A 19,584-nucleotide genomic window follows, 5' to 3' on the forward strand; every position below is an offset into this window, starting at 1 on the left:
GAGCGAGGGGCGCCGTCGAAGACCGGGTTGTCACACAGGTGGAGCGCGTAAGTGACACGTGGCGCCGGTCGGCGTCGTACGCTCCCCGCATGGACAGCGCAGAGTATGAGCGCAAGATCGCCTTCCGCTTCGCCGCCTTCGACCAGGACGGCAACGGATACATCGATCGCGCGGATTTCAGTGCCGCCGCGGCCCGTCTGCTGACCGAATTCGGTACGACGGCCCGCTGCGACAAGGGTCAGGCGCTCTACACCGGGGCCGAGGCCCTCTGGCAGGGCATGGCGGGCATCGCCGACGTCGACGGGGACCAGCGCGTCACCCGGGAGGAATTCGTGGGCGGGGCGGTGAAGCGGCTGCGCGACAACCCGGAGCGCTTCGCGGAGATCGCCCGCCCCTTCCTGCGCGCGGCGCTCGCCGTGGCGGACCCGGACGACGCGGGCGCGGCCTCCGTACCCGGTGTGGAGCGGGCCCTGCGGGTGCTGGGCGCGAGCGCGGAGACGGCGGGTCTCGCGGCGCGGAGCCTGGACGCGGACCAGGACGGCAGGATCACCGAGGACGGGGTGGTGGCGGCGTTCGCCACCTACTTCACCGTGATCGAACCGGACGCGTAGGAGCGCGCCCCGGCACGTTCCGCTCGTCACCGGGAGGCCCATCGGCCCGAGGGCACGGGACAACCGGCCCGAGAGCTGTGCGGGAGGGGCGCGCGGGGAGGGGCGGGCGGAACGGGTTCCGTCCCCCGCGTCCGCCCCGCCGGAGCACTCCGCGCCGGGACGCACTCCGCGCCGGGACGCACTCCGCGCCGGGACGCACTCCGCGCCGGGACGCACGCCGCGCCGGGACGCGCGCCGCACCGGGCCCGTCCGGTGACCGGGGGCGGCGACACCCCGCCCTCCCCTCCCGTCAGGAGAACCGCTCCCGCAGCCGGTACTTCAGCACCTTCCGCAGCGTCTCGTTGCGCGGCAGCTCCGCCACCACCTCCAGCTGTTCCGGCAGCTTGTGCACGGAGAGGCCCGCCGCCCGTAGATGGCCGGTGATCCCCGGCAGGGTCAGCGGCGCGGCGCCCGCGGGCTGTTCCACGACCGCGCAGACGCGTTCGCCGCGCTCCGGGTCCGGCAGCCCGATCACCGCCACGTCCCCGACGTCCGGGTGCCGGTGCAGCAGGTCCTCTATCTCCTTGGCGGAGATGTTCTCGCCCTTGCGGATGATGATGTCCTTGAGGCGCCCGGTGAGCACCAGATGCCCGCTCGGCTCGACCCGGCCGACATCACCGGTGATCAGGAATCCCTCCGCGTCGAAGGCCGCCGCCGTCGCCTCCGGGCTCAGATATCCCTCGCAGACGGCCTCCCCGCGGAGCCGTACCTCGCCTTCCGTGCCGTGCGGCAGCGGCTTGCCGCCCTCGTCCGTGACGCGTATCTCCATGCCCCCGGGCGGGCGCCCCTCCGTCCCGGCGAGGTGCTCCTCGCTGTCGTCGGGGGCGCCCATCGTGATCATGGGCACTTCGGTCATGCCGTACCCGTGGGTGAGCTGGACGCCCATCTCCCGCACCACCGCGTGGTAGAGCTCCGGTGGTTTCGGCGCCCCGCCGCCCGCCAGCAGTCGCAGGGTGGGGATCAGCTTCCGGTCCGGGGCCTTGCGCTGTTCGGTCAGGAACATCGAGTAGAACGCCGTGGACCCGCCCGCGACCGTCACCCCGTGGCGCCGGTAGCCCTCCAGCGCGTCCGGCATCGCGAAGTGCTCGAAGAGGACCGCCGGGAAGCCGTACAGCAGCAGCATCACCGCGTAGTCCGGCCCGCCGACATGGGCGAACGGGAAGGCCACCGAGCCGATGTCGTCCGCCGACAGACGCAGCGCGTGGGCCAGGCAGGAGCCGCCCGCGATCAGGCTGCGGTCGGTGTGCAGGACGCCCTTCGGGTCGGAGGTGGTGCCCGAGGTCCAGTAGATCCAGCGCACCGCCGTCCCGTCGGAGGGCGAGGGAGGCAGCACGGACGGGTCGCCGTCCGGCAGCGACGCGTACGCCTCGAAGACCTGCGGTGGGTGCTCGGCCCCCGCCGTCAGCCGGTGCGCCATCGCCGTGTGGTCGAAGCCGCGCCAGGTGCCGGGTACGGCGAAGAAGCCGGCCTTCGACTCGCGCAGCGCGAACCCCGCCTCGCGGTCCCGGTAGAACGGGATGACGGGCGACTGCACGGCCCCGATCCGGGTCAGTGCGAAGGACAGCAGCACCGTCTCCAGGCGGGTCGGCAGCTGCCAGGCGACGACCCCGCCGGGGCGCACGCCCATGCCCCACAGCCCGGCCGCGACCCGTTCGCCGCGGGCGCGCAGCTCACCGAAGGTGAGGGTGCGGTCGTCCTGGATCAGGAACGGGCGGTCCGGCGTCAGGGCGGCCCGGCGTTCGACGAGCTCCCAGAAGGTGCCCGATGCGCTCAGCGCGTGTGCGGTCTCGTTCACGGCGAACCCCTCACAGCTGACGGATAGTCAGATCGTGCGCAGAGCGTAGAGCGCTGCGCCTTGTCGGTCCAGGGGTGCGGAGCTAGCCTGAGTTCGAAGCAAATCTGACGGACCATCAGAAATGAACTGTGAGTACGGCCCGTCGGAACCACGGCCGGAAGACCTCAAGCGTGCGCCGAAGGGGACACCATGACGGAACTGCCTCGGATCGTCAGCGTCGACGACCATGTGATCGAGCCGCCGCACCTCTTCTCGACCTGGCTGCCCGCCAAATACCGCGAGCGCGGCCCGCAGCCGCTCACCGCGGGCATCGGCGAGCTGGCGTACACCGGGGGCAAGTACGTCATCACGATGGACCCGGACGGGCCGCCCACCGACTGGTGGATCTACGAGGACCTGAAGTTCCCGTACAAGCGGAACATCGCCGCCGTCGGCTTCGACCGCGACGACATGACACTGGAGGGGATCACCCGGGCCGAGATGCGGCCCGGCTGCTGGGACCCGGCCGAGCGCCTCAAGGACATGGACCTCAACCACGTCGAGGCGAGCCTCTGCTTCCCCACCTTCCCGCGCTTCTGCGGCCAGACGTTCGCCGAGGCCCACGACAAGGAGGTCGCCCTCGCCTGCGTGCGCGCCTACAACGACTGGATGGTGGAGGAGTGGTGCGGCGACAGCGGCGGCCGGCTCATCCCGCTCTGCATCATCCCGCTCTGGGACATCGACCTCGCGGTGGCGGAGATCAGGCGGAACGCGGCGCGCGGGGTGCGTGCGGTGACCTTCTCCGAGATCCCCACGTACCTCGGCCTGCCGTCGATCCACACCGGCTACTGGGATCCGTTCTTCGCGGCCTGCCAGGAGACCGGCACGGTCGTCAACATGCACATCGGGTCCAGTTCCCAGATGCCCGCGGCCTCCCCCGACGCCCCGCCCGCCGTCCAGGCCAGCCTCTCCTTCAACAACGCCATGGCTTCGATGATGGACTTCCTGTTCAGCGGCGTCCTGGTGAGGTTCCCCCGGCTCAAGCTCGCCTACAGCGAGGGCCAGATGGGCTGGATCCCGTACGCCCTGGAGCGTGCCGACGACGTCTGGGAGGAGCACCGGGCCTGGGGCGGGGTGCGCGACCTGATCCCCGAGCCGCCGTCCACGTACTACTACCGGCAGATGTTCTGCTGCTTCTTCCGCGACAAGCACGGGGTCGCCTCGCTCGACGTCGTCGGACGGGACAACGCCACCTTCGAGACCGACTACCCGCACGTCGACTCGACCTTCCCGCACACGAAGGAGGTCGCCCTCGACCACGTCAAGGGACTGGACGACGAGACCGTCTACAAACTGATGCGCGGAAACGCGATTCGGATGCTCGGTCTGGACCTGGACCGGGACAAGTAGGCGCGCGATGGACCTCGCGTACACGGAGGCCGAGGAGGAGTTCCGGGCGCGGCTGCGCGAGTGGCTGGCGTCCGTGCTGCCCACCCTGCCCGCGAAGCCCGGCCCGGACGACTGGGCGGGGCGGCGCGCGTACGACACCGCCTGGCAGCGGATGCTGTACGACGCGGGCTACGCGGGCCTGCACTGGGCAGTCGACGCGGGCGGGCGGGGCGCCACCCCGACCCAGCACCTGATCTTCCTGGAGGAGACGGAGAAGGCCGGCGCCCCGTACGTCGGCGCCAACTTCGTCGGGCTGCTGCACGCCGGGCCGACGATCGCGGCCGAGGGCACCGCCGGACAGCGGGCGCGCTGGCTGCCGCCGGTGCTGCGCGGCGACGAGATCTGGTGCCAGGGGTTCAGCGAGCCCGACGCGGGCTCGGACCTCGCCTCGCTGCGGACCCGGGCGGTGCGCGACGGCGACCACTACGTGGTGAGCGGAAGCAAGATCTGGACCTCGCACGCGGAGGTCGCCGACTGGTGCGAACTGCTGGTGCGGACGGACCTCGCGGCGCCCAAGCACCGCGGCATCAGCTGGCTCGCGATGGAGATGGACGCGCCCGGCGTCACCGTCCGCCCGCTGCGCACCCTCGCCGGGTCCACCGAGTTCGCCGAGATGTTCCTCGACGAGGTGCGGGTGCCGGTCTCGCACCGCGTCGGCGCGGAGAACGACGGCTGGCGCGTCACCATGGTCACGCTCTCCTTCGAGCGCGGTACGGCGTTCGTCGGCGAGGTCGTCGCCTGCCGCCGCACGCTGGACGCCCTGGCCGCCGAGGCACGGACGAACGGGCGCTGGGACGACCCGGTGCTGCGCCGCAGGCTGGGCAGGCTGAACGCCGAATTCCGGGCGCTGTGGCGGCTCACCCAGTGGAACGTCGGTGAGGCCCAGCGCACCGGGGGCGTCCCCGGTACCGGCGGATCGGTCTTCAAGCTGCGCTACTCGCACGCCCGCCAGGAGCTGTACGAGGCGGCCGCCGAGGTGCTCGGCGCGGACAGCGGGGACCTGGACCGGGAGTGGGTCCTGGACCGGCTCTCCTCGCTCTCGTACACCATCGCCGCGGGCACCTCGCAGATTCAGCGGAACATCGTCGCCGAGCGGATCCTCGGCCTGCCGAAGGGGCGCTGACGCCACTCATGGACTTCCAGCTCTCGGACGACCAGCGGGCCCTCGGGGCGGGGATACGGGAAATTCTGGCCGGGCGCTTCGGCAGGGACCGGATGCGGGCGGCTCTCGACGGCGGTACGGGCGTCGACCGGGCGCTGTGGCGGGAGCTCGGCGAGTCCGGCTTCTTCGCGCTGCGGCTGCCGGAGGCGCAGGGCGGTGTCGGGCTCGGGCTGCCCGAATCGGTCCTCCTCTTCGAGGAGGTGGGGCGCTCGCTGCTGCCGGGACCACTGATCGCCACCCACCTCGCCGCGGGCGCGGTGAAGGGGGCGGCGGAGGGCGGTGCGGTGGTCGCCGTGCTGGACGCGGGGCAGCCGGTGGGACACCTGGGGGACGCGGACGGACTGCTGGTGCTGGGGCCGGGGGAGGCGCGGGCGCTGACCGGCGCGACGGCGCGGGACGTCGCACGGATACGGGAGTCCGCCCGGCCCGTGCGGTCGCTCGACCCGTTCACGCCCCTGTGGCGGGTCACCGGACCGGCCGGGCCGGGGGAGCCCCTGCCCGGCGGGGAGCGGCTGCGCGAGGAGGGCGCCCTGCTCGCCGCCGCCGAACAACTCGGCAGCGCCTCGCGCACCACCGAGATGGCCGTCCAACACGCCGGTGAACGTGAACAGTTCGGTTCGCCGATCGGGTCCTTCCAGGCGGTCAAACATCTGTGCGCCGGGATGCTGGTCCGCGCCGAACTGGCCCGCGCCGCCGTCTACGCCGCGGCCCTCACCGAGGACCGGGCCGAGATCGCGGGCGCCAAACTGCTCGCCGACGAGGCGGCGGTCCGCAACGCGCGGGAGTGCCTCCAGGTGTACGGCGGCATGGGCTTCACCTGGGAGGCGGACGTTCATCTGCACCTCAAGCGGGCGTGGCTGCGGTCCGGGCAGTGGATCGCGGCGGCGGCGGCAGAGGAAGCGCTTGCGGCGGACCTGTGCTGAAGCCGGACGGGTTCCGTGCAGGCTTCGGACGCGTGGTCGTACGTGACAGGCCGACGTCTGAGCCTCACGCTGCGGAGTTACGCAGTGCAGTCGGTCGGGGCCGATGTCGGCTTGTGTCCTTTGCGTGATTCGTCACGGGGTGGAGTCGGCGCCGGGCTCGGGTACGCTCCGTGGGATGCGAGAGGTTCTGGAACCGGGCGATCCGGGTGTTGCCGGTGCGGCGACTCCGGTCCGGAAGAGGTGCCCAGCTCGCATTCCGCGCAGAAGCGCCGGGCCTGCTCGGGAGACGGCTCCCACGGCCTCGCTGCGCCTCTGTTCGACTCCCCGCAACGTGCGTCGCACAGTATGCACCACGCGTACTCCTTCACGCTGGAATATGCCCGAAGCGCTTGTTGCGGTGACTGTACGTCAACCATGCTGTCTCGTAAGGGAATCACGTTCCGTGACCCTGAGGAGGCGCGAGGCGATGTGTCCGCCGGTCTGGATGGTGTGAGCGGTGCAGGTGCTTCAGGTTCAGCTGGAGGTCGGGCCGGATCCCGCGGAGGTCGGGCGGGCCCGCAGGTGGGCGCGGTCGAGACTGGTCGGATCCGGGATAAGGGACGACGAGCCGCTGGCCGAGACGCTCATCCTGCTGATCTCGGAGCTGGTCACCAACGCGGTGGTGCACACCGGCTGTCCGGCCGTGCTGCGCATGCTGTTCGGCTCGACGGGCGCGGCCGGGACCGTACGGGTCGAGGTGGCCGACACCAGCTGCCGCCCGCCGCAGCAGCGCCACGCACGGGGTGAGGACACCGGCGGCCGGGGCCTGGAGCTCGTCGACGGCCTCGCCGACCGCTGGGGCTGGCAGCCGGAGGGCGCGGGGAAGCGCATCTGGTGCGAGATCGACCGGGACGTCCCGCCGGTCCGGGCGGTGCCGGTGCACCCGGGCGCCACGGGGGTCCCCGGCAGCCAAGGGGCCCTTGGCGTGCAAGGGGTCCATGGAGCGCAAGGGGTGCATGGCGCGCCGGGCGCGGATGACGCGGACCGTGAGGCGTACGAGCCCTCGCGCGCCGTCACTCATCGTGCATAAAGGTTAAAGCAATCGTGCACAAAGGTTAAAGCAGTTGGTCCGGGCCGTGATCCGGCGCCGGTCCGTACCCCTTCACAGGAGGGCGACCGGGGCGACCGGGGTGCCCGTGGCGCCGACGAACGGCTCCGGCATCGCGGAGAGCAGGAAGTCGTACCGCCTCTCTTCCGCACAGGCTGTGGACAGCCCTTCCAGGTTCCAGTTCTGGCCCTGCGGCATGCCCATCTCGACCAGGTCCAGCGCGTGCACACCCAGCCACAGGTCCTCGATCTCGGGCGGGAAGATCTCGAAGGTCAGGGTGTCATTGGCCACCGCCGCCACATCGCGCGCACGGAACCACTCGGGCGTCCGGATCGAGAGGCCGGGCGACGGATAGCCGTACGCGTGCTTGTCGCCCGCCAGGTACACCCGCACCTGCCCCGTCCGTACGAGCACGATGTCGCCGGCCCGGACCCGGACCCCCGCCAGTTCCTCGGCCGCGTCCAGGTCCTCGGGGGTGACGGCGTGGTCCCCGGGCAGCCGGTCCACGCCGTGTGCGCGGGCCACGTCGAGCAGCACCCCGCGCGAGACGATGTGCGGCGCCTTGTCGATCCCGCTGAACCGCGCGCCGCCGTGCGCGGTGATCGTGTCGGCCGGGCGGCCGTTGTAGATCCTCCCCGAGTGCGAGGCGTGGGTGAGGGCGTCCCAGTGGGTGGCCGTCTGCAGGCTCAGGACCGCCGTGTCGTCGCTGGTCGCGACGGTGCCGGGCCCGAAGAGCTCCTGGTTGATCTGGACCATGGTGTGCAGCGGATTGATCCGCCCGGGGATCAATCCGCTCTGGACGCCGTCCTGCTGGAGGGGGAGCGCCAGCGGGACGCGCAGCCCGGCGCGGACGGTGGCGGCGGCCTCCCGCACGACGGCGTCGGTGATCAGGTTGAGCGTGCCGATCTCGTCGTCGGCCCCCCAGCGCCCCCAGTTGTTGACCCGCTTGGCGATGTCGTGGAACTCGGCCGGCAGTGACATGGGTACCTCCTGGGGCTTGTGTTCGTGAACCCGATGGCCCATAAAATCTAACGGTCCGTCAGAAACCGCGGGAAGGGGCCGGGCATGGGGAACTTCTTGGCAGGCAGAGTGGTGGCCGTGACGGGTGCCGGACGCGGCATCGGGAGGGCGGTCGCGCTCGCGGCGGCGGCCGAGGGGGCGAGAGTCGTCGTCAACGACTACGGCGTCTCCATCGAGGGCGGTGAGCCGAGCAGCGAGATAGCCGAGTCCGTCGTCAAGGAGATCGGGGCGGCGGGCGGCGAGGCGGTGGCCGTCGCCGACGACATCTCCACGATGGCGGGCGGGCAGCGGATCGTGGACACGGCGCTCGCGCGGTACGGGCGGATCGACGGGGTCGTGTGCGTGGCCGGCATCCTGCGGGAACGGATGCTGTTCAACATGTCCGAGGAGGAGTGGGATCCGGTGGTCGCCACCCATCTCAAGGGCACCTTCACCGTCTTCAGGGCCGCGTCGGCGGTGATGCGCAAGCAGGAGGGCGGCGGCACGCTGATCGGCTTCACCAGCGGCAACCACCAGGGCAGCGTCGCCCAGGCCAACTACAGCGCCGCGAAGGGCGGGATCATCTCGCTGGTGCGGAGCGCGGCGCTCGGCCTGCACAAGTACGGCGTCACGGCGAACGCCGTCGCCCCGGTCGCCCGCACCCGGATGTCCGCCAACGTGCCCATGGAGCTCAAGGAGATCGGCGAGCCGGAGGACGTGGCGGCGCTCGTCGTCTACCTGCTCAGCGAACGGGCCCGCAAGGAGAGGATCACCGGCCAGGTGTACACGATCGCCGGCCCGAAGATCGCGGTCTGGGCCCAGCCGAGGGAACTGCGGGCGGGGTACGCGGACGGGGCCTGGACCCCGGAACGGATCGCCGACTTCCTGCCGGGGACGGTGGGCACGGACCCGATGCCGATGCTGGCCCAGCTGGAGGAGATGGCCGCGGCGGCGGCGGCGAAGGCGCGACCGAACGCGTGACGGGGCGCTCGTGGGGCGGGGGCTCGGGCGCGGTGACGGGCTCGGTCCCGGCCGGCACCGGCCACGGCGGCCGGTACGCGCGCCTCGCCCGGCGGGTCGTCCGGGCCGGGGAGCACGCCCGCGCGGCTGCCCCCGCCCGGAGCGGCAAGCACCGGCGAGAACCCTCTCGTCGGCTCGACGAGGCACAGCGCCTGTTCCTGTTCACCCGGTCCGACACCATCTGCGGCGGCTCGGACGAGATCCAGCGGAACATCATCGCCGAGCGGGTGCTCGGCCTACCGAGGGAGCCGAGATGAGAGGCGTCGTCTTCGACGGCAAGCGGACCGAGGTCGTCGACGATCTGGAGATACGCGATCCGGGCCCCGGCGAGGTGCTGGTGGCGGTGGCCGCGGCCGGGCTGTGCCACAGCGATCTGTCGGTGATCGACGGGACGATCCCGTTCCCGTCGCCGGTGGTGCTCGGGCACGAGGGCGCGGGCGTGGTGGCGGCGGTCGGCGCGGGCGTCGGCCATGTGGTGCCCGGCGACCACGTGTCGCTGTCCACGCTGGCCAGCTGCGGGGCGTGCGGGCAGTGCGACCGGGGCCGGCCGACGATGTGCCGCAAGGCGATCGGGATGCCGGGGCAGCCGTTCTCGCGGCGCGGAAAGCCGTTGTACCAGTTCGCGTCCAACTCGGCCTTCGCCGAACGGACCCTGGTCAAGGCCGTGCAGGCGGTGAAGATCCCCACCGATCTGCCGCTCACCTCGGCCGCGCTGATCGGCTGCGGGGTGGTGACGGGAGTCGGAGCCGTACTGAACCGGGCGAAGGTCGACCGGGGCGACACCGTCGTGGTCATCGGCACCGGCGGCATCGGGCTCAACGTCATCCAGGGGGCCCGGATCGCGGGCGCTCTGACGATCGTCGCCGTCGACGCCAACCCGGCGAAGGAGGCGATGGCGCGGCAGTTCGGCGCGACGCACTTCCTGACGTCGGCGGAGGCTGTGCGGGAGATCCTGCCGAGCGGCGCCGACCACGTTTTCGAGTGCGTGGGCCGTACGGAGCTGATCCGTACCGCGATCGACCTGCTGGACCGGCACGGTCAGGCGGTCCTGCTGGGCGTCCCCGCGGCGACGGCCGAGGCGTCGTTCCTGGTCTCGTCGTTGTTCCTGGACAAGTCCATCCTGGGCTGCCGGTACGGCTCCTCGCGCCCGCAGCGGGACGTCGCGCTCTACGCGGACCTGTACCGGGAGGGCAGGCTGCTGCTGGACGAACTCGTCACCGAGACCTACCCGGTGGAGGACTTCGCCAAGGCGGCGGACGACGCCCACCACGGCCGGGTGGCGCGCGGCGTGCTGGTGTTCTGAGGGCTGTGGCCGGAAAGGTTCGCCGGGCGTCGCGAGCCGGTGAACCTTTCCGGTCACAGCATCAGGGGCAACGTCGTGCATTGGGCGCCGGATGGCCGGTGTCAAGGGGTGCGGGTGGCCGGCCGGGTGGGGCCGTGGGGGCGGAGTTTCGGCGCGCCACCGGCCCGGCGGTGAGACACCGCCGGGCCGTGCCGTGGGGGCAGCGGAGAGTGAGTGGCTGGTGCGGCGGCCCCTGCCGGACGGCGTTCCGTGTGGGGCGTGACCCGAACGGGCGCCGTTCGCCGGGCAGGGGCGCGGAGCCGAGGACCGCTACGGCCGGTCGCCGCCGCAGCCGCAGGCGTTGTGTCGTCCGCCGTGCACCGCCGCGTATGCCGACGGGCGGGGCGCGGTGGCGGCCCGGTCGAGTCGCGCGGCCGCGGCCCGGCCCGCCGAGGTGCGCGCGTCGTGGACGACCCGGCCACCCACCAGGGTCAGTTCGACACGGGTGTCGCTGATGTCCGCCACCGGGCATCGCGCCACATCACGGTCGAGAACGATCAGATCCGCGGCCAGACCGCGCCGGACCGTTCCCGTCAGATGGTCCATGCGCAGCTGCCATGCCGTCCCGTGCGTGTGCATGCGCAGCGCCGACGTACGGCTCAGCCCCTCCAGCTCCCGGTAGAGCGGCCCGTCGCCCTCCGCGCCCGTGCGGTCGATCGCCGTACGGACCTGGTTCCACACCTGGAGCGGGTCCACCGGCCAGTCCGAGCCGCCCGAGAGCCGGGCCCCGTGCCGCTCCAGGGAGCGGGCGGGGTACATCCACCGGTGCCGCTCGGGCCCGATGTACGGCAGGAGGGCGTCCATCGTCCACGTGTCCTGTTCCGCCCACTGGAGCTGCATGCAGGCCACCACGTCCAGCGCGGCGAACCGCCCCAGATCCGCCGGGTCCACCAGCTGGAGGTGTGCGATGGCGTTCCGGGTGTCGCGCAGCCCGGTCGTGCGCCGGGCGTACGCGTATCCGTCGAGTGCCGTGCGCACCGCGCGGTCGCCGAGCCCGTGGGCGTGCATCTGCCAGCCGGCCCGGTTGAAGGCCGCGCTCAGTCGCCCGTAGTCCTGTCCGGAGACATACAGCTCACCCCGGTTGTCCGTCGGGTGTCCGGAGCCGTCCAGATAGGGCTCCAGGAGCGCCGCGGTCTGCGCCGGGTACTCGATCACCCCGTCGAGGAACACCTTGCTCGTCCCGAACCGCAGCCCAGGTACGTCCCGGAACGCGCGCTGCAGCCCGCGCGCGTAGGCGAGCGCCGCCACCGGGTCCTTCGCCAGGTCCGTGTCGATCTTGATCGCGGGGACGATCCGCTGCGGCAGCTTCCCCGCTCTCGCCAGGGCCTGATACGTCGTCAACTCACCCCGTCCGACGGCCGCGTCCATCATCGTGGTCACCCCGGAGGCCGCCACCTGGGCGAGGACCCGGGAGCAGGCGGCGACCAGTTCGGCCTCGCTCGGCTCCGGGATGTGGCGGGTCACCAGGTCCTGGGCGTCGTCCTTGAGCACCCCGCTGGGCTTCCCGTCCGGCCCCTTCACGATCTTCCCGCCCACCGGATCGGGGGTCGCCGCGGTGATGCCCGCGATCTGAAGGGCGCGGGCGTTGACCCAGGCGTTGTGGCCGTCGCCCCCGAGCAGGGCGATCGGGCGGCGGGTGGGGAGGGTGTCGAGCAGGGAGTGGTGGGGCAGGGTGCCCTGCGGCAGCAGCCCGACCGGGTTCCAGTCCGAGACCACCAGCCAGCCGTCGGGCTCCTGGCCGGGCGTGTCCTTGAGGAAACCCGTGAGGATCGCGAGGAGTTGCTCGGCGGTCGTCTCGGCGCCCTCCAGGGAGGGGCGCAGTGAACGCTCGCCCGCGCCGAGCGGGTGCACATGGCCGTCGTGGATGCCGCTCATCACGGTGGCCCCGCGCGCATCGACGATCTCGGTGTCCCGTCCGGCGAGGCGGCGCAGTTCGCGATTCCGGCCGGTGGCGAGAATCCGGCCGTCGCGCCCGACGGCCACGGCCTCGACGGGGCGGGCGCCGGGCAGCCCGGTGAACACCCGTGCGTTGTGGATGACCATGGCCGCGGAACCGCGGTGCGCGGCACCCCGCTGCGCGGCACCCCGCTGCGCGGCGGACGCGGGGCCAGCCGCCGCACCCACCAGTCCGGCCGCACCCGCGGCGAGCACGCTGCGCCGGGCGAAAGAAGAAGTCACGACTACTCCAAGGGTTGGGCTGCGTTTACCGTGGCCGGACCCTCATTGATTAACGCCGTAACCAGAACCCACCCCGTACGACGGAATCCGCACCGCGATCCATACGATGGCGCCATGTCAGGGCCCACGCTCGCCGATGTCGCCCGCGCCGCGGAGGTCTCCACCGCCACCGTCTCGCACGCTCTCAACGGAACCGGTCGGCTCGCCGACGCCACGCGCCGCCGGGTCCGCGAGGTGGCCACCGCGCTCGGCTACGGCGCCCGGCGGACTCCACGGACCGGGGGGACCCTGGGCGTGGCCGTCACGACCTACGCCGGATCGGCCTGGAACTTCCTCGAAGTCCCGTACTTCGCCCGGCTCCTGACCGCCGCCATCGCCACCGCGCACGGCCACGGCTACGCCCTGACCATCCTCCCCACCACCCGCGGTGCCGATACGCTGTGGCACACCCTCACCGTGGACGGCATGCTGCTCCTCGACAGCCCCGCGGGCGACCCGGTGCTGCGTGCCCTGCGCGCCCGAGGCATCCCGCTCGTCTTCGACGGCCGGCCCGTCGATCCGAGGCCCGGGGACGTCTGGGTCGACAACGACCACACCGCCACCACCCGTGAGGTCCTCGGCCACCTGGCGGCCTCGGGCGCCCGGCGGATCGCCCTGCACGCCGGGTACGGCGACGAGCACTACACCCGGGCCGTGACCCGCGCGTACGAGCAGTGGTGCCACGAGCACGGCCACAAGCCGCTGTTCCTCACCTGCGACCCGTACGACACCCCGGGGCACGCCTTCGACGCGGTCTTCGCCGCCCGCGCCTGCGACGCGGTCTACACGGTCTACGACCCCGGCGGCCGTCAGGTTCTGGCTGCGGCGGCCCGCCACGGCCTGCGGATCCCCGACGACCTCCTGCTCGTCTGCGCCAGTGAGGACCCGGCCTACGCCGAGAACGATCCACCGGTGAGCACCGTGACCCTGCGCCCCACGACGATCGCCGAGACCGCGGTGACGGCCCTGGTCTCCCGCCTGTCTCCCACCGCCCCGCCGCCGCCCGGCGCCCTGACCGTTCCGGCGGTCCTGCTCCCCCGTGGCTCCTCATGCCGCCGCACCCGGCCCGGCCGACAAGGGCCACCGTGATCCGGCGGGCGGCCCGCACCCGACCGAAGCCGGTCCGGAGTGCCGCGTCCCGCTCCACGGGCCCGGCCGTGCGCGCGTGCGAGACGGGCGGGGACGGCCGGGAGACGAAGGTGCTCAAGCGGCCCGGCCGTGCGCGCGTGCGAGACGGGCTCGACGCCATCCAGGGGGCCCGGATCGCGGGCGCCCACGGCCGGGTGGCGCGCGGGGTGCCGGTGTTCCAGTGCGGTGAACCCTTCCGGTCACAGCACTGGGCGCCCTGCGAAGGTCTGCCCGGACGCGTCTCCCCGGACTCGGCGCATCCCGTGGTCTCCGCCAGGCCCTGTTGTCCGGATCCTGACGGGGGGCTGCCTACCCCGGCACCGCGCCCGGCGGCGTTGCCGTCGGTCAGTCGTCGAGGGTGCTGCTGTCGCGCCGGGTGACGTCGGGCCGCGTGTTCACGGACCACATGTGGGTGCACTGCGGGCACTGGAGGTGAACGACCGGCCCGTTGTTGGATATCAGATAGCGCCAATGCTCACGGCAGTTGCGGAGGTCGGCGCAGTTCTCGCAGTGACGGGCGTCGTCGCAGACGGGGCAGGGCATCCAGGCGCGGCGGGCCACGTCCGCCTGCGGATCAATGGGCAGTCGCACGGCCCGGCCCCCTGTCCGGCAGGACGCCGGCCGTCACCAGCAGGTCGTAGGTGCGCTGCTGTTCGGCGTCCAGGCCCGAGTAGAGGAGCGCGTAGGCCTCGTCCTCGCCCTGGAGGGCGGCGATCGGGTCCCAGTCGGGCCCGAGCGCGGCCACGACCTCGACCCGGCGCCGAGCTTCCTCGAACGTCAGATCGATTGTGAAGGGTATGAGGCTGTCTGGATTTCCCTTTTTCATGGCGAAACTTCCGATGTGCCGGTGGAACTTCCCATGCCTATCAGGCGGAAGCGGTCACGGGGAAGGGTGACCTAAGTCGCTCTGGGGCGAGGCGGCCCCCGGCCTCCGGGGGAGGGGCCCTCGGATCGGTCGGCAGGGGTGGGTCGTTGCCGGCGCCGGCGCCCCGACGGTGGACGCGGCCCATGGGCGGCACTGTGATGTACGTCATGCAGCCGTCCAGGGTGTCGGGCGGGGTGATCCGAATGATGCGGAGGGGGAACGGGTGGAGCAGCCCCGTCAGGTCCTCCCTGCCCGGAATGTGCGCCGGTACACCGTGGGGGACACTCCCAGCGCCGCCTGCAGATGCTGCCGCAGGGACGTGGGCGTCCCGAAGCCCGCGTCCCTGGCCACCTGGTCGATCGACAGATCCGTCGACTCCAGCAGCTGCCGGGCCCGCTCGACCCGCTGCCGGGTCAGCCACTGCACGGGGCTGACCCCGACCTCCTCCCGGAACCGGCGGGTGAACGTCCGTACGCTCATCGACTCCTGCTGCGCCATGTCGCGCAGCAGGATCGGGCGCTCCAGCCGGCCGAGCGCCCAGGCCCGTGCCGAGGTGGTGGTCGCGAACTGCGCCTCGGGCACGGGGCGCTGGATGTACTGGGCCTGCCCGCCGTCCCGGTGCGGGGGTACGACCGTGCGGCGGGCGACGTCATTGGCGACGGCGGTCCCGTGGTCGCGGCGCACGATGTGCAGGCAGAGGTCGATGCCGGCGGCGACCCCGGCGGAGGTCAGCACGTCCCCGTCGTCGATGAACAGGACGTCCGGGTCGACCCGGACCTCGGGGAAGAGCCGCTGGAAGTGGTCGGCGTGAGACCAGTGGGTGGTGGCGGGGCGGCCGTCGAGATATCCCGCGGCGGCCAGCACATAGCTGCCCGTGCAGATGGAGACCATCCGGGTACCCGGCCTGATGTGTGCGAGCGCGGCGGCGAGTTCGTCGGTGAGCCTGCCCTCCGTGTAGACGGGGCCGAGTTCGTAACTGGCGGGGATCACGACCGTGTCGGCGGTGGCCAGCGTCTCCGGGCCGCGTTCGACGGTGATCGTGAAGTCCGCGTCGGTGCGGACCGGGCCCGGCGGGCGGATGGAACAGGTCACGACTTCATAGAGTTCGCGGCCCTTGTTGCGCGGCTCGGAACCGAGCGATCGACCGAAAATCCTTTGTGGGATGCCCAGTTCGAAGGGAAGTAGCCCGTCGAGGGCCAGGACGGCGATTCGGTGCGGCATTGGCGGACTCCCTTCACCCCTAGTGGTATAGACCTTCAACTGATACATGTCACTGCCGTGAAGGAAAAGTCAGCAGAGCACCCGCACATTCCCGCCGTGCGCAGCGAGAGCCCGTCGCCCCTTTCGCCCCGTTCTTCGGGTGGGGAGCCGCTGGGCGACAGTCTTGGCGCGGACCTGAGCAAGGGCCTTGGTGCGGGCCTGGGCGACATCCGGCCCGCCGAGCTCTGGAACCGTAACTTCCGGCTCTTCTTCGTTGCCCGTACCGCCGCGCTCTTCGGTGACGGCATGATCCCGGTGGCGCTCACCGCGGGCCTGCTGGGGGCCGGCCGGCCGCACTCGTCGGTGGGGTTCGCGCTGGCGGCCTGGATGGGACCGCTGGCGCTCTTCGTGCTGTTCGGTGGCGTACTGGCGGACCGGTTCACCCCGCGCCGGATGATGATCATCGCCGATGCGCTGCGACTGGTCGGGGCCTCCGTGCTGGCGGTCTCCTTCGCTGTCGGCAACCCGCCGTTGTGGGCGGTGTACGCGCTCAGCGCGGTGGCGGGTGTGGGCGCCGCCCTCTTCCAGCCGGGCGTCGCCTCGACCGTGCCCCGGGTCGCCTCGGACGTGCAGCGCGCCAACGCGGTGCTCCGGGTCTCCGAGGCGCTCATGACCATGGCGGGACCGGCCTTCGCGGGCATGCTCGTCGGGTTCGCCAGCGCCGGCGCGGTCTACGCGGCGAACGCGTCGACGTTCCTGGTCTCCGGTCTCTGCCTCTTCCTGCTGCGGCTCGCCCCGGCCCCGGCGGACGAGGTGCACCGGGGTACATTCGTCGCCGAACTGGCCGACGGGTGGCGGGAGTTCCGGGCCCGAAGCTGGCTGTGGGGAGTGATCGCGATCTGGACGGTGTACGGCTTCGCGGTGCTCGGCCCGATGCTGCCGCTGACCGCGGTGCAGGTCACCGAGGCGCACGGCTCGGGGATGTACGGCGTGATGATGGCGGTGAACGGCGCGGGCAGCGTCGTCGGCGGGCTGTTCGCCCTGCGCCTGCGACCGCGCCGCCCGCTCGCGGCCGGAGCCGTCGCGCTGACCGCGGTCTGCGTGAACCTGGTGGTGCTCGGCCTGGGGATGCCGGTGGTCGCGCTCGGGGCGGGGCAGTTCGTGGCCGGCGCGGCGTTCGCGTTCTGGCTGGTGATGTGGTCGACGACGGTCCAGACCCATGTGCCGCCCGAGGCGCTGAATCGTCTGCACGCGTACGACGTGGCGGGCTCCCTGCTGATGCTGGCGGCGGGCCGGGCGCTGGCGGGGCCGGTCGCGGACCGGGTGGGCGCTCCGGAGGTGCTGCTGGCCGGAGCGGTCATCAACATGGTGGTCGTGGCGGTACTGCTGGTGGCCCGGCCGATCCGGCGGCTGGAGCGGATCGGGTGAGCGGGGGCGGATCGGAGGGGACGGTGCCCCGGGTGGCACGGACGGCTCCACGGGCACGCGCGGTCGCGGGGCGGTGCCCCGGGTGACGGGTACGGCTCCACGGGCACGCGCGGTCGCGGCCGGGGCCGCGGTGCTGACCGTCGTCGCCGGGCTCGGCGTCAGGGCGTTCGCGGACGGCGACGTCGCCAAGTACGCCGGGGACGCGCTCTACACCGTGCTGATCTGCTTCCTGGTCGCCGTGGCCGCGCCCCGTGCCCGGCCGGTCGTCATGGCCGGAGCGGCCCTCCTGCTCAGCTGCTCGGTCGAGCTGCTGCAGCTGACCGGGGTGCCCGCGGAGCTCTCCCGCCACAGCGCGGTGGCGCGGCTGGTGCTCGGCTCGACCTTCAACGCCCCGGATCTGTTCTGGTACGCGGTGGGGGCGGGGTTCGCCTGGGCGGTGGTGGCCGCGGCTATCGCTGCTGCTTCGCCCGCTCGCGCTCCTCGGACTTCTGCATCTCGATGATCTCGAAGACATGGGCGCTGGCCTGCCTGCGCACACTGCCCGCGACGAGCAGCGCCGCGCCGAGGACGGACAGGAGGGCGGAGATCCCCAGGATGGTGAGCTGCTTCGGCACCTCGGTGACCGCCCCGCACTGCGAAATGCGGTAGCAGAACACGTCCTGCGGTTCCGCGAGCAGGAAGCCCAGCCAGATCCACAGGACGCAGGCGACGACCAGCAGCACGGCTCCCCAGGCCTGCATCAGTGTGGAGCGGTGGTGGAACCGCTGGCGTGCTGCCCACTGCATGAGCTCCCCCAGTTCGGTAGGCGGCGAAGGCGCGGCGCACGAGCCGCCGAACGACAGGTGATCGTACGCGCATACGGGCACCTGGCGGGCCGGAAGACGTCGATCCCCGTTGGCCCGATCCCTTCGAATGGTGTCCTTCCGGCCACTCGTCCGCACCATGACGTGCACCGGATGCTGAGTGACGTGACCCAGACAACCGAAAGCGCCGCCCGGGACGACGACCGGCAGGCCACCCCCGCAGCCCCCGGCCGGCGCTCCCGCCTGCGCGTTCACCGCGCCTGGCTCGTCGCCGTCGTCACTTTCGTGACGATCATCGGCGGCGCCGCGTTCAACTCCCTGCCCGGCCTCCTCATCGACCCGCTCCACACGGAATTCGGCTGGTCGCGCGGCGAGATCGGACTCGCGGTCTCCCTCGACATGGCGCTGTACGGGCTCACCGCGCCGTTCGCCGCCGCGCTGATGGACCGGTTCGGCATCCGCCGGGTCGTCGTCGTCGCGCTCGGCGCGGTGGCGGCCGGGGCGCTGGCCAGTGTCTGGATGACGGCCTCCTGGCAGCTGATGATCTATTGGGGGCTGCTCGTCGGCCTCGGCACCGGCTCGATGGCGCTGGCCTTCTCGGCCACGGTCACCAACCGCTGGTTCGTCGCCCGGCGCGGCCTGGTCACCGGCATCCTCACGGCGGCGGGCGCCTCCGGGCAACTGGTCTTCCTGCCCCTGTGCGCCTGGATCGTCGCGGAGCACGGCTGGCGCCCGGCCTCGGTGACGGTGGCGCTCGCCGCGCTGGTCGTCGTCCCGTTCGTCTGGCTCCTGCTGCGTGACCACCCGGCCGATGTGGGCCTCGCCCCGTACGGCGGCACCTACGTGGAAAAGCCCGCACCCGCGCGCGGTGCGGCGAGGCGGACCGTACGCGTACTGGCCGACGCCGCCCGCACCGGCCCGTTCTGGCTGCTCGCGGGCACGTTCGCGATCTGCGGCGCCTCGACCAACGGCCTGATACGGACCCACTTCGTGCCGTCGGCCCACGACCACGGCATGCCCATCACGGCTGCGGCCTCGCTGCTCGCCGTCATCGGGGTCTTCGACATCATCGGCACGGTCTTCTCCGGCTGGCTCACCGACCGCTTCGACGCCCGCCGGCTCCTCGCCGTCTACTACGCGCTGCGCGGCGTCTCGCTGCTCTTCCTGCCGATGCTGATGGCACCGACGGTGCATCCGCCGATGGTGTTCTTCATCGTCTTCTACGGTCTGGACTGGGTCGCCACCGTCCCGCCGACGCTGGCCCTGTGCCGCGAGCAGTACGGCGAGGACAGCGCCATCGTCTTCGGCTGGGTCCTGGCCTCCCACCAGGTGGGCGCGGCGCTGGTGGCGTTCCTGGGCGGTGTGGCGCGCGACGCGTTCGGCTCCTACGACGTGGTCTGGTACGCGTCGGGTGCGCTGTGCGCGACGGCGGCGCTGATGGCGCTGGTGATCCGGCGGGTCCGGGAGCCCTCGGGCGTCGCCGCGGGACTCGGCTGACGGCGCCCCGCGCTCCCGGCCGGGCCGCGAGTTCGCGCCC

Annotated in this window: 18 protein-coding genes and 1 pseudogene; 12 read left to right on the forward strand and 7 right to left on the reverse strand. The window is 72.3% G+C overall.

From position 1 onward, the window contains the following. Nucleotides 1-89 precede the first annotated feature (89 nt). The gene (locus ACZ68L_RS15815; protein ID WP_469577376.1) at nucleotides 90-611 is read left to right on the forward strand and encodes an EF-hand domain-containing protein; all 522 of its coding nucleotides are present in this window, start codon (nucleotides 90-92) and stop codon (nucleotides 609-611) included. A 289-nt stretch (nucleotides 612-900) separates the two neighbouring features. Here the strand turns inward: ACZ68L_RS15815 and ACZ68L_RS15820 are convergent, their stop codons facing one another. After that, nucleotides 901-2,445: a class I adenylate-forming enzyme family protein gene (locus tag ACZ68L_RS15820; RefSeq protein WP_469577377.1), complete on the reverse strand. Its 1,545-nt coding sequence runs from the start codon at nucleotides 2,443-2,445 to the stop codon at nucleotides 901-903. 189 nt (nucleotides 2,446-2,634) lie between these two features. On the opposite strand from ACZ68L_RS15820, the gene ACZ68L_RS15825 reads away from it, so the two are divergent. The 4 genes from ACZ68L_RS15825 to ACZ68L_RS15840 all read left to right on the forward strand — a co-directional run bounded on the left by ACZ68L_RS15825 (nucleotide 2,635) and on the right by ACZ68L_RS15840 (nucleotide 7,027). Beyond that, nucleotides 2,635-3,834, forward strand: coding sequence for an amidohydrolase family protein (locus tag ACZ68L_RS15825; protein WP_376212843.1), 1,200 nt, complete (start codon nucleotides 2,635-2,637; stop codon nucleotides 3,832-3,834). 7 nt (nucleotides 3,835-3,841) lie between these two features. Continuing rightward, nucleotides 3,842-4,996, forward strand: a complete 1,155-nt coding sequence (locus ACZ68L_RS15830; protein WP_469577378.1) for an acyl-CoA dehydrogenase — start codon at nucleotides 3,842-3,844, stop codon at nucleotides 4,994-4,996. Nucleotides 4,997-5,004: 8 nt separating this feature from the next. Further along, on the forward strand, nucleotides 5,005-5,958 hold the full coding sequence (locus tag ACZ68L_RS15835) for an acyl-CoA dehydrogenase family protein (protein WP_469577379.1): 954 nt from the start codon (nucleotides 5,005-5,007) through the stop codon (nucleotides 5,956-5,958). A 496-nt stretch (nucleotides 5,959-6,454) separates the two neighbouring features. Continuing rightward, a complete protein-coding gene (locus ACZ68L_RS15840; protein ID WP_469577380.1) occupies nucleotides 6,455-7,027 on the forward strand; it encodes an ATP-binding protein in 573 nt (190 codons plus the stop codon). Nucleotides 7,028-7,099: 72 nt separating this feature from the next. On the opposite strand, the gene ACZ68L_RS15845 is transcribed toward ACZ68L_RS15840, so the two are convergent. Next, a complete protein-coding gene (locus tag ACZ68L_RS15845) occupies nucleotides 7,100-8,026 on the reverse strand; it encodes a cyclase family protein (RefSeq protein WP_469577381.1) in 927 nt (308 codons plus the stop codon). 84 nt (nucleotides 8,027-8,110) lie between these two features. Between ACZ68L_RS15845 and ACZ68L_RS15850 the strand changes: the two genes are divergently transcribed. The 3 genes and pseudogenes from ACZ68L_RS15850 to ACZ68L_RS15860 all read left to right on the forward strand — a co-directional run bounded on the left by ACZ68L_RS15850 (nucleotide 8,111) and on the right by ACZ68L_RS15860 (nucleotide 10,367). Next, complete coding sequence (locus ACZ68L_RS15850; protein ID WP_469577382.1) at nucleotides 8,111-9,025, forward strand: SDR family oxidoreductase; 915 nt, start codon at nucleotides 8,111-8,113, stop codon at nucleotides 9,023-9,025. 173 nt (nucleotides 9,026-9,198) lie between these two features. Beyond that, nucleotides 9,199-9,321, forward strand: a pseudogene (locus ACZ68L_RS15855) (acyl-CoA dehydrogenase family protein); the annotation flags it as partial. After that, the gene (locus tag ACZ68L_RS15860) at nucleotides 9,318-10,367 is read left to right on the forward strand and encodes a Zn-dependent alcohol dehydrogenase (protein ID WP_469577383.1); all 1,050 of its coding nucleotides are present in this window, start codon (nucleotides 9,318-9,320) and stop codon (nucleotides 10,365-10,367) included. The pseudogene ACZ68L_RS15855 and the gene ACZ68L_RS15860, both read left to right, overlap by 4 nt. 309 nt (nucleotides 10,368-10,676) lie before the next feature. Here ACZ68L_RS15860 and ACZ68L_RS15865 read toward each other — a convergent pair whose 3' ends face one another. Next, entirely contained in the window at nucleotides 10,677-12,449 is a 1,773-nt protein-coding gene (locus ACZ68L_RS15865) for an amidohydrolase (protein ID WP_469577509.1), read from the reverse strand. Nucleotides 12,450-12,698: 249 nt separating this feature from the next. Here ACZ68L_RS15865 and ACZ68L_RS15870 point away from each other — a divergent pair, with 249 nt between their 5' ends. Next, nucleotides 12,699-13,712, forward strand: coding sequence for a LacI family DNA-binding transcriptional regulator (locus ACZ68L_RS15870; protein WP_469577384.1), 1,014 nt, complete (start codon nucleotides 12,699-12,701; stop codon nucleotides 13,710-13,712). A 384-nt stretch (nucleotides 13,713-14,096) separates the two neighbouring features. On the opposite strand, the gene ACZ68L_RS15875 is transcribed toward ACZ68L_RS15870, so the two are convergent. The 3 genes from ACZ68L_RS15875 to ACZ68L_RS15885 all read right to left on the reverse strand — a co-directional run bounded on the left by ACZ68L_RS15875 (nucleotide 14,097) and on the right by ACZ68L_RS15885 (nucleotide 15,837). Further along, nucleotides 14,097-14,342 (reverse strand): hypothetical protein, encoded by a 246-nt coding sequence (locus tag ACZ68L_RS15875; protein WP_469577385.1) that lies wholly within the window; start codon nucleotides 14,340-14,342, stop codon nucleotides 14,097-14,099. Then, the gene (locus ACZ68L_RS15880) at nucleotides 14,326-14,577 is read right to left on the reverse strand and encodes a DUF6400 family protein (protein ID WP_469577386.1); all 252 of its coding nucleotides are present in this window, start codon (nucleotides 14,575-14,577) and stop codon (nucleotides 14,326-14,328) included. Before ACZ68L_RS15880 ends, ACZ68L_RS15875 begins: the two co-directional genes overlap by 17 nt. A gap of 276 nt (nucleotides 14,578-14,853) precedes the next feature. Then, nucleotides 14,854-15,837 carry a GlxA family transcriptional regulator gene (locus ACZ68L_RS15885; RefSeq protein ID WP_469577387.1) on the reverse strand — a complete coding sequence of 328 codons (984 nt, stop codon included), beginning with the start codon at nucleotides 15,835-15,837 and terminating at the stop codon, nucleotides 14,854-14,856. A gap of 174 nt (nucleotides 15,838-16,011) precedes the next feature. Between ACZ68L_RS15885 and ACZ68L_RS15890 the strand changes: the two genes are divergently transcribed. Both ACZ68L_RS15890 and ACZ68L_RS15895 read left to right on the forward strand, forming a co-directional pair. Further along, the gene (locus ACZ68L_RS15890; RefSeq protein WP_469577511.1) at nucleotides 16,012-17,244 is read left to right on the forward strand and encodes an MFS transporter; all 1,233 of its coding nucleotides are present in this window, start codon (nucleotides 16,012-16,014) and stop codon (nucleotides 17,242-17,244) included. An 82-nt stretch (nucleotides 17,245-17,326) separates the two neighbouring features. Next, complete coding sequence (locus ACZ68L_RS15895; protein WP_469577388.1) at nucleotides 17,327-17,746, forward strand: ribosomal maturation YjgA family protein; 420 nt, start codon at nucleotides 17,327-17,329, stop codon at nucleotides 17,744-17,746. Here ACZ68L_RS15895 and ACZ68L_RS15900 read toward each other — a convergent pair. Then, nucleotides 17,694-18,029, reverse strand: coding sequence for a hypothetical protein (locus tag ACZ68L_RS15900; protein ID WP_469577389.1), 336 nt, complete (start codon nucleotides 18,027-18,029; stop codon nucleotides 17,694-17,696). The genes ACZ68L_RS15895 and ACZ68L_RS15900 overlap by 53 nt on opposite strands. A gap of 171 nt (nucleotides 18,030-18,200) precedes the next feature. Here ACZ68L_RS15900 and ACZ68L_RS15905 point away from each other — a divergent pair, with 171 nt between their 5' ends. Continuing rightward, a complete protein-coding gene (locus tag ACZ68L_RS15905; protein ID WP_469577390.1) occupies nucleotides 18,201-19,544 on the forward strand; it encodes an MFS transporter in 1,344 nt (447 codons plus the stop codon). Nucleotides 19,545-19,584: the final 40 nt, after the last annotated feature.

The organism is Streptomyces sp. NPDC104309, from assembly GCF_055584025.1.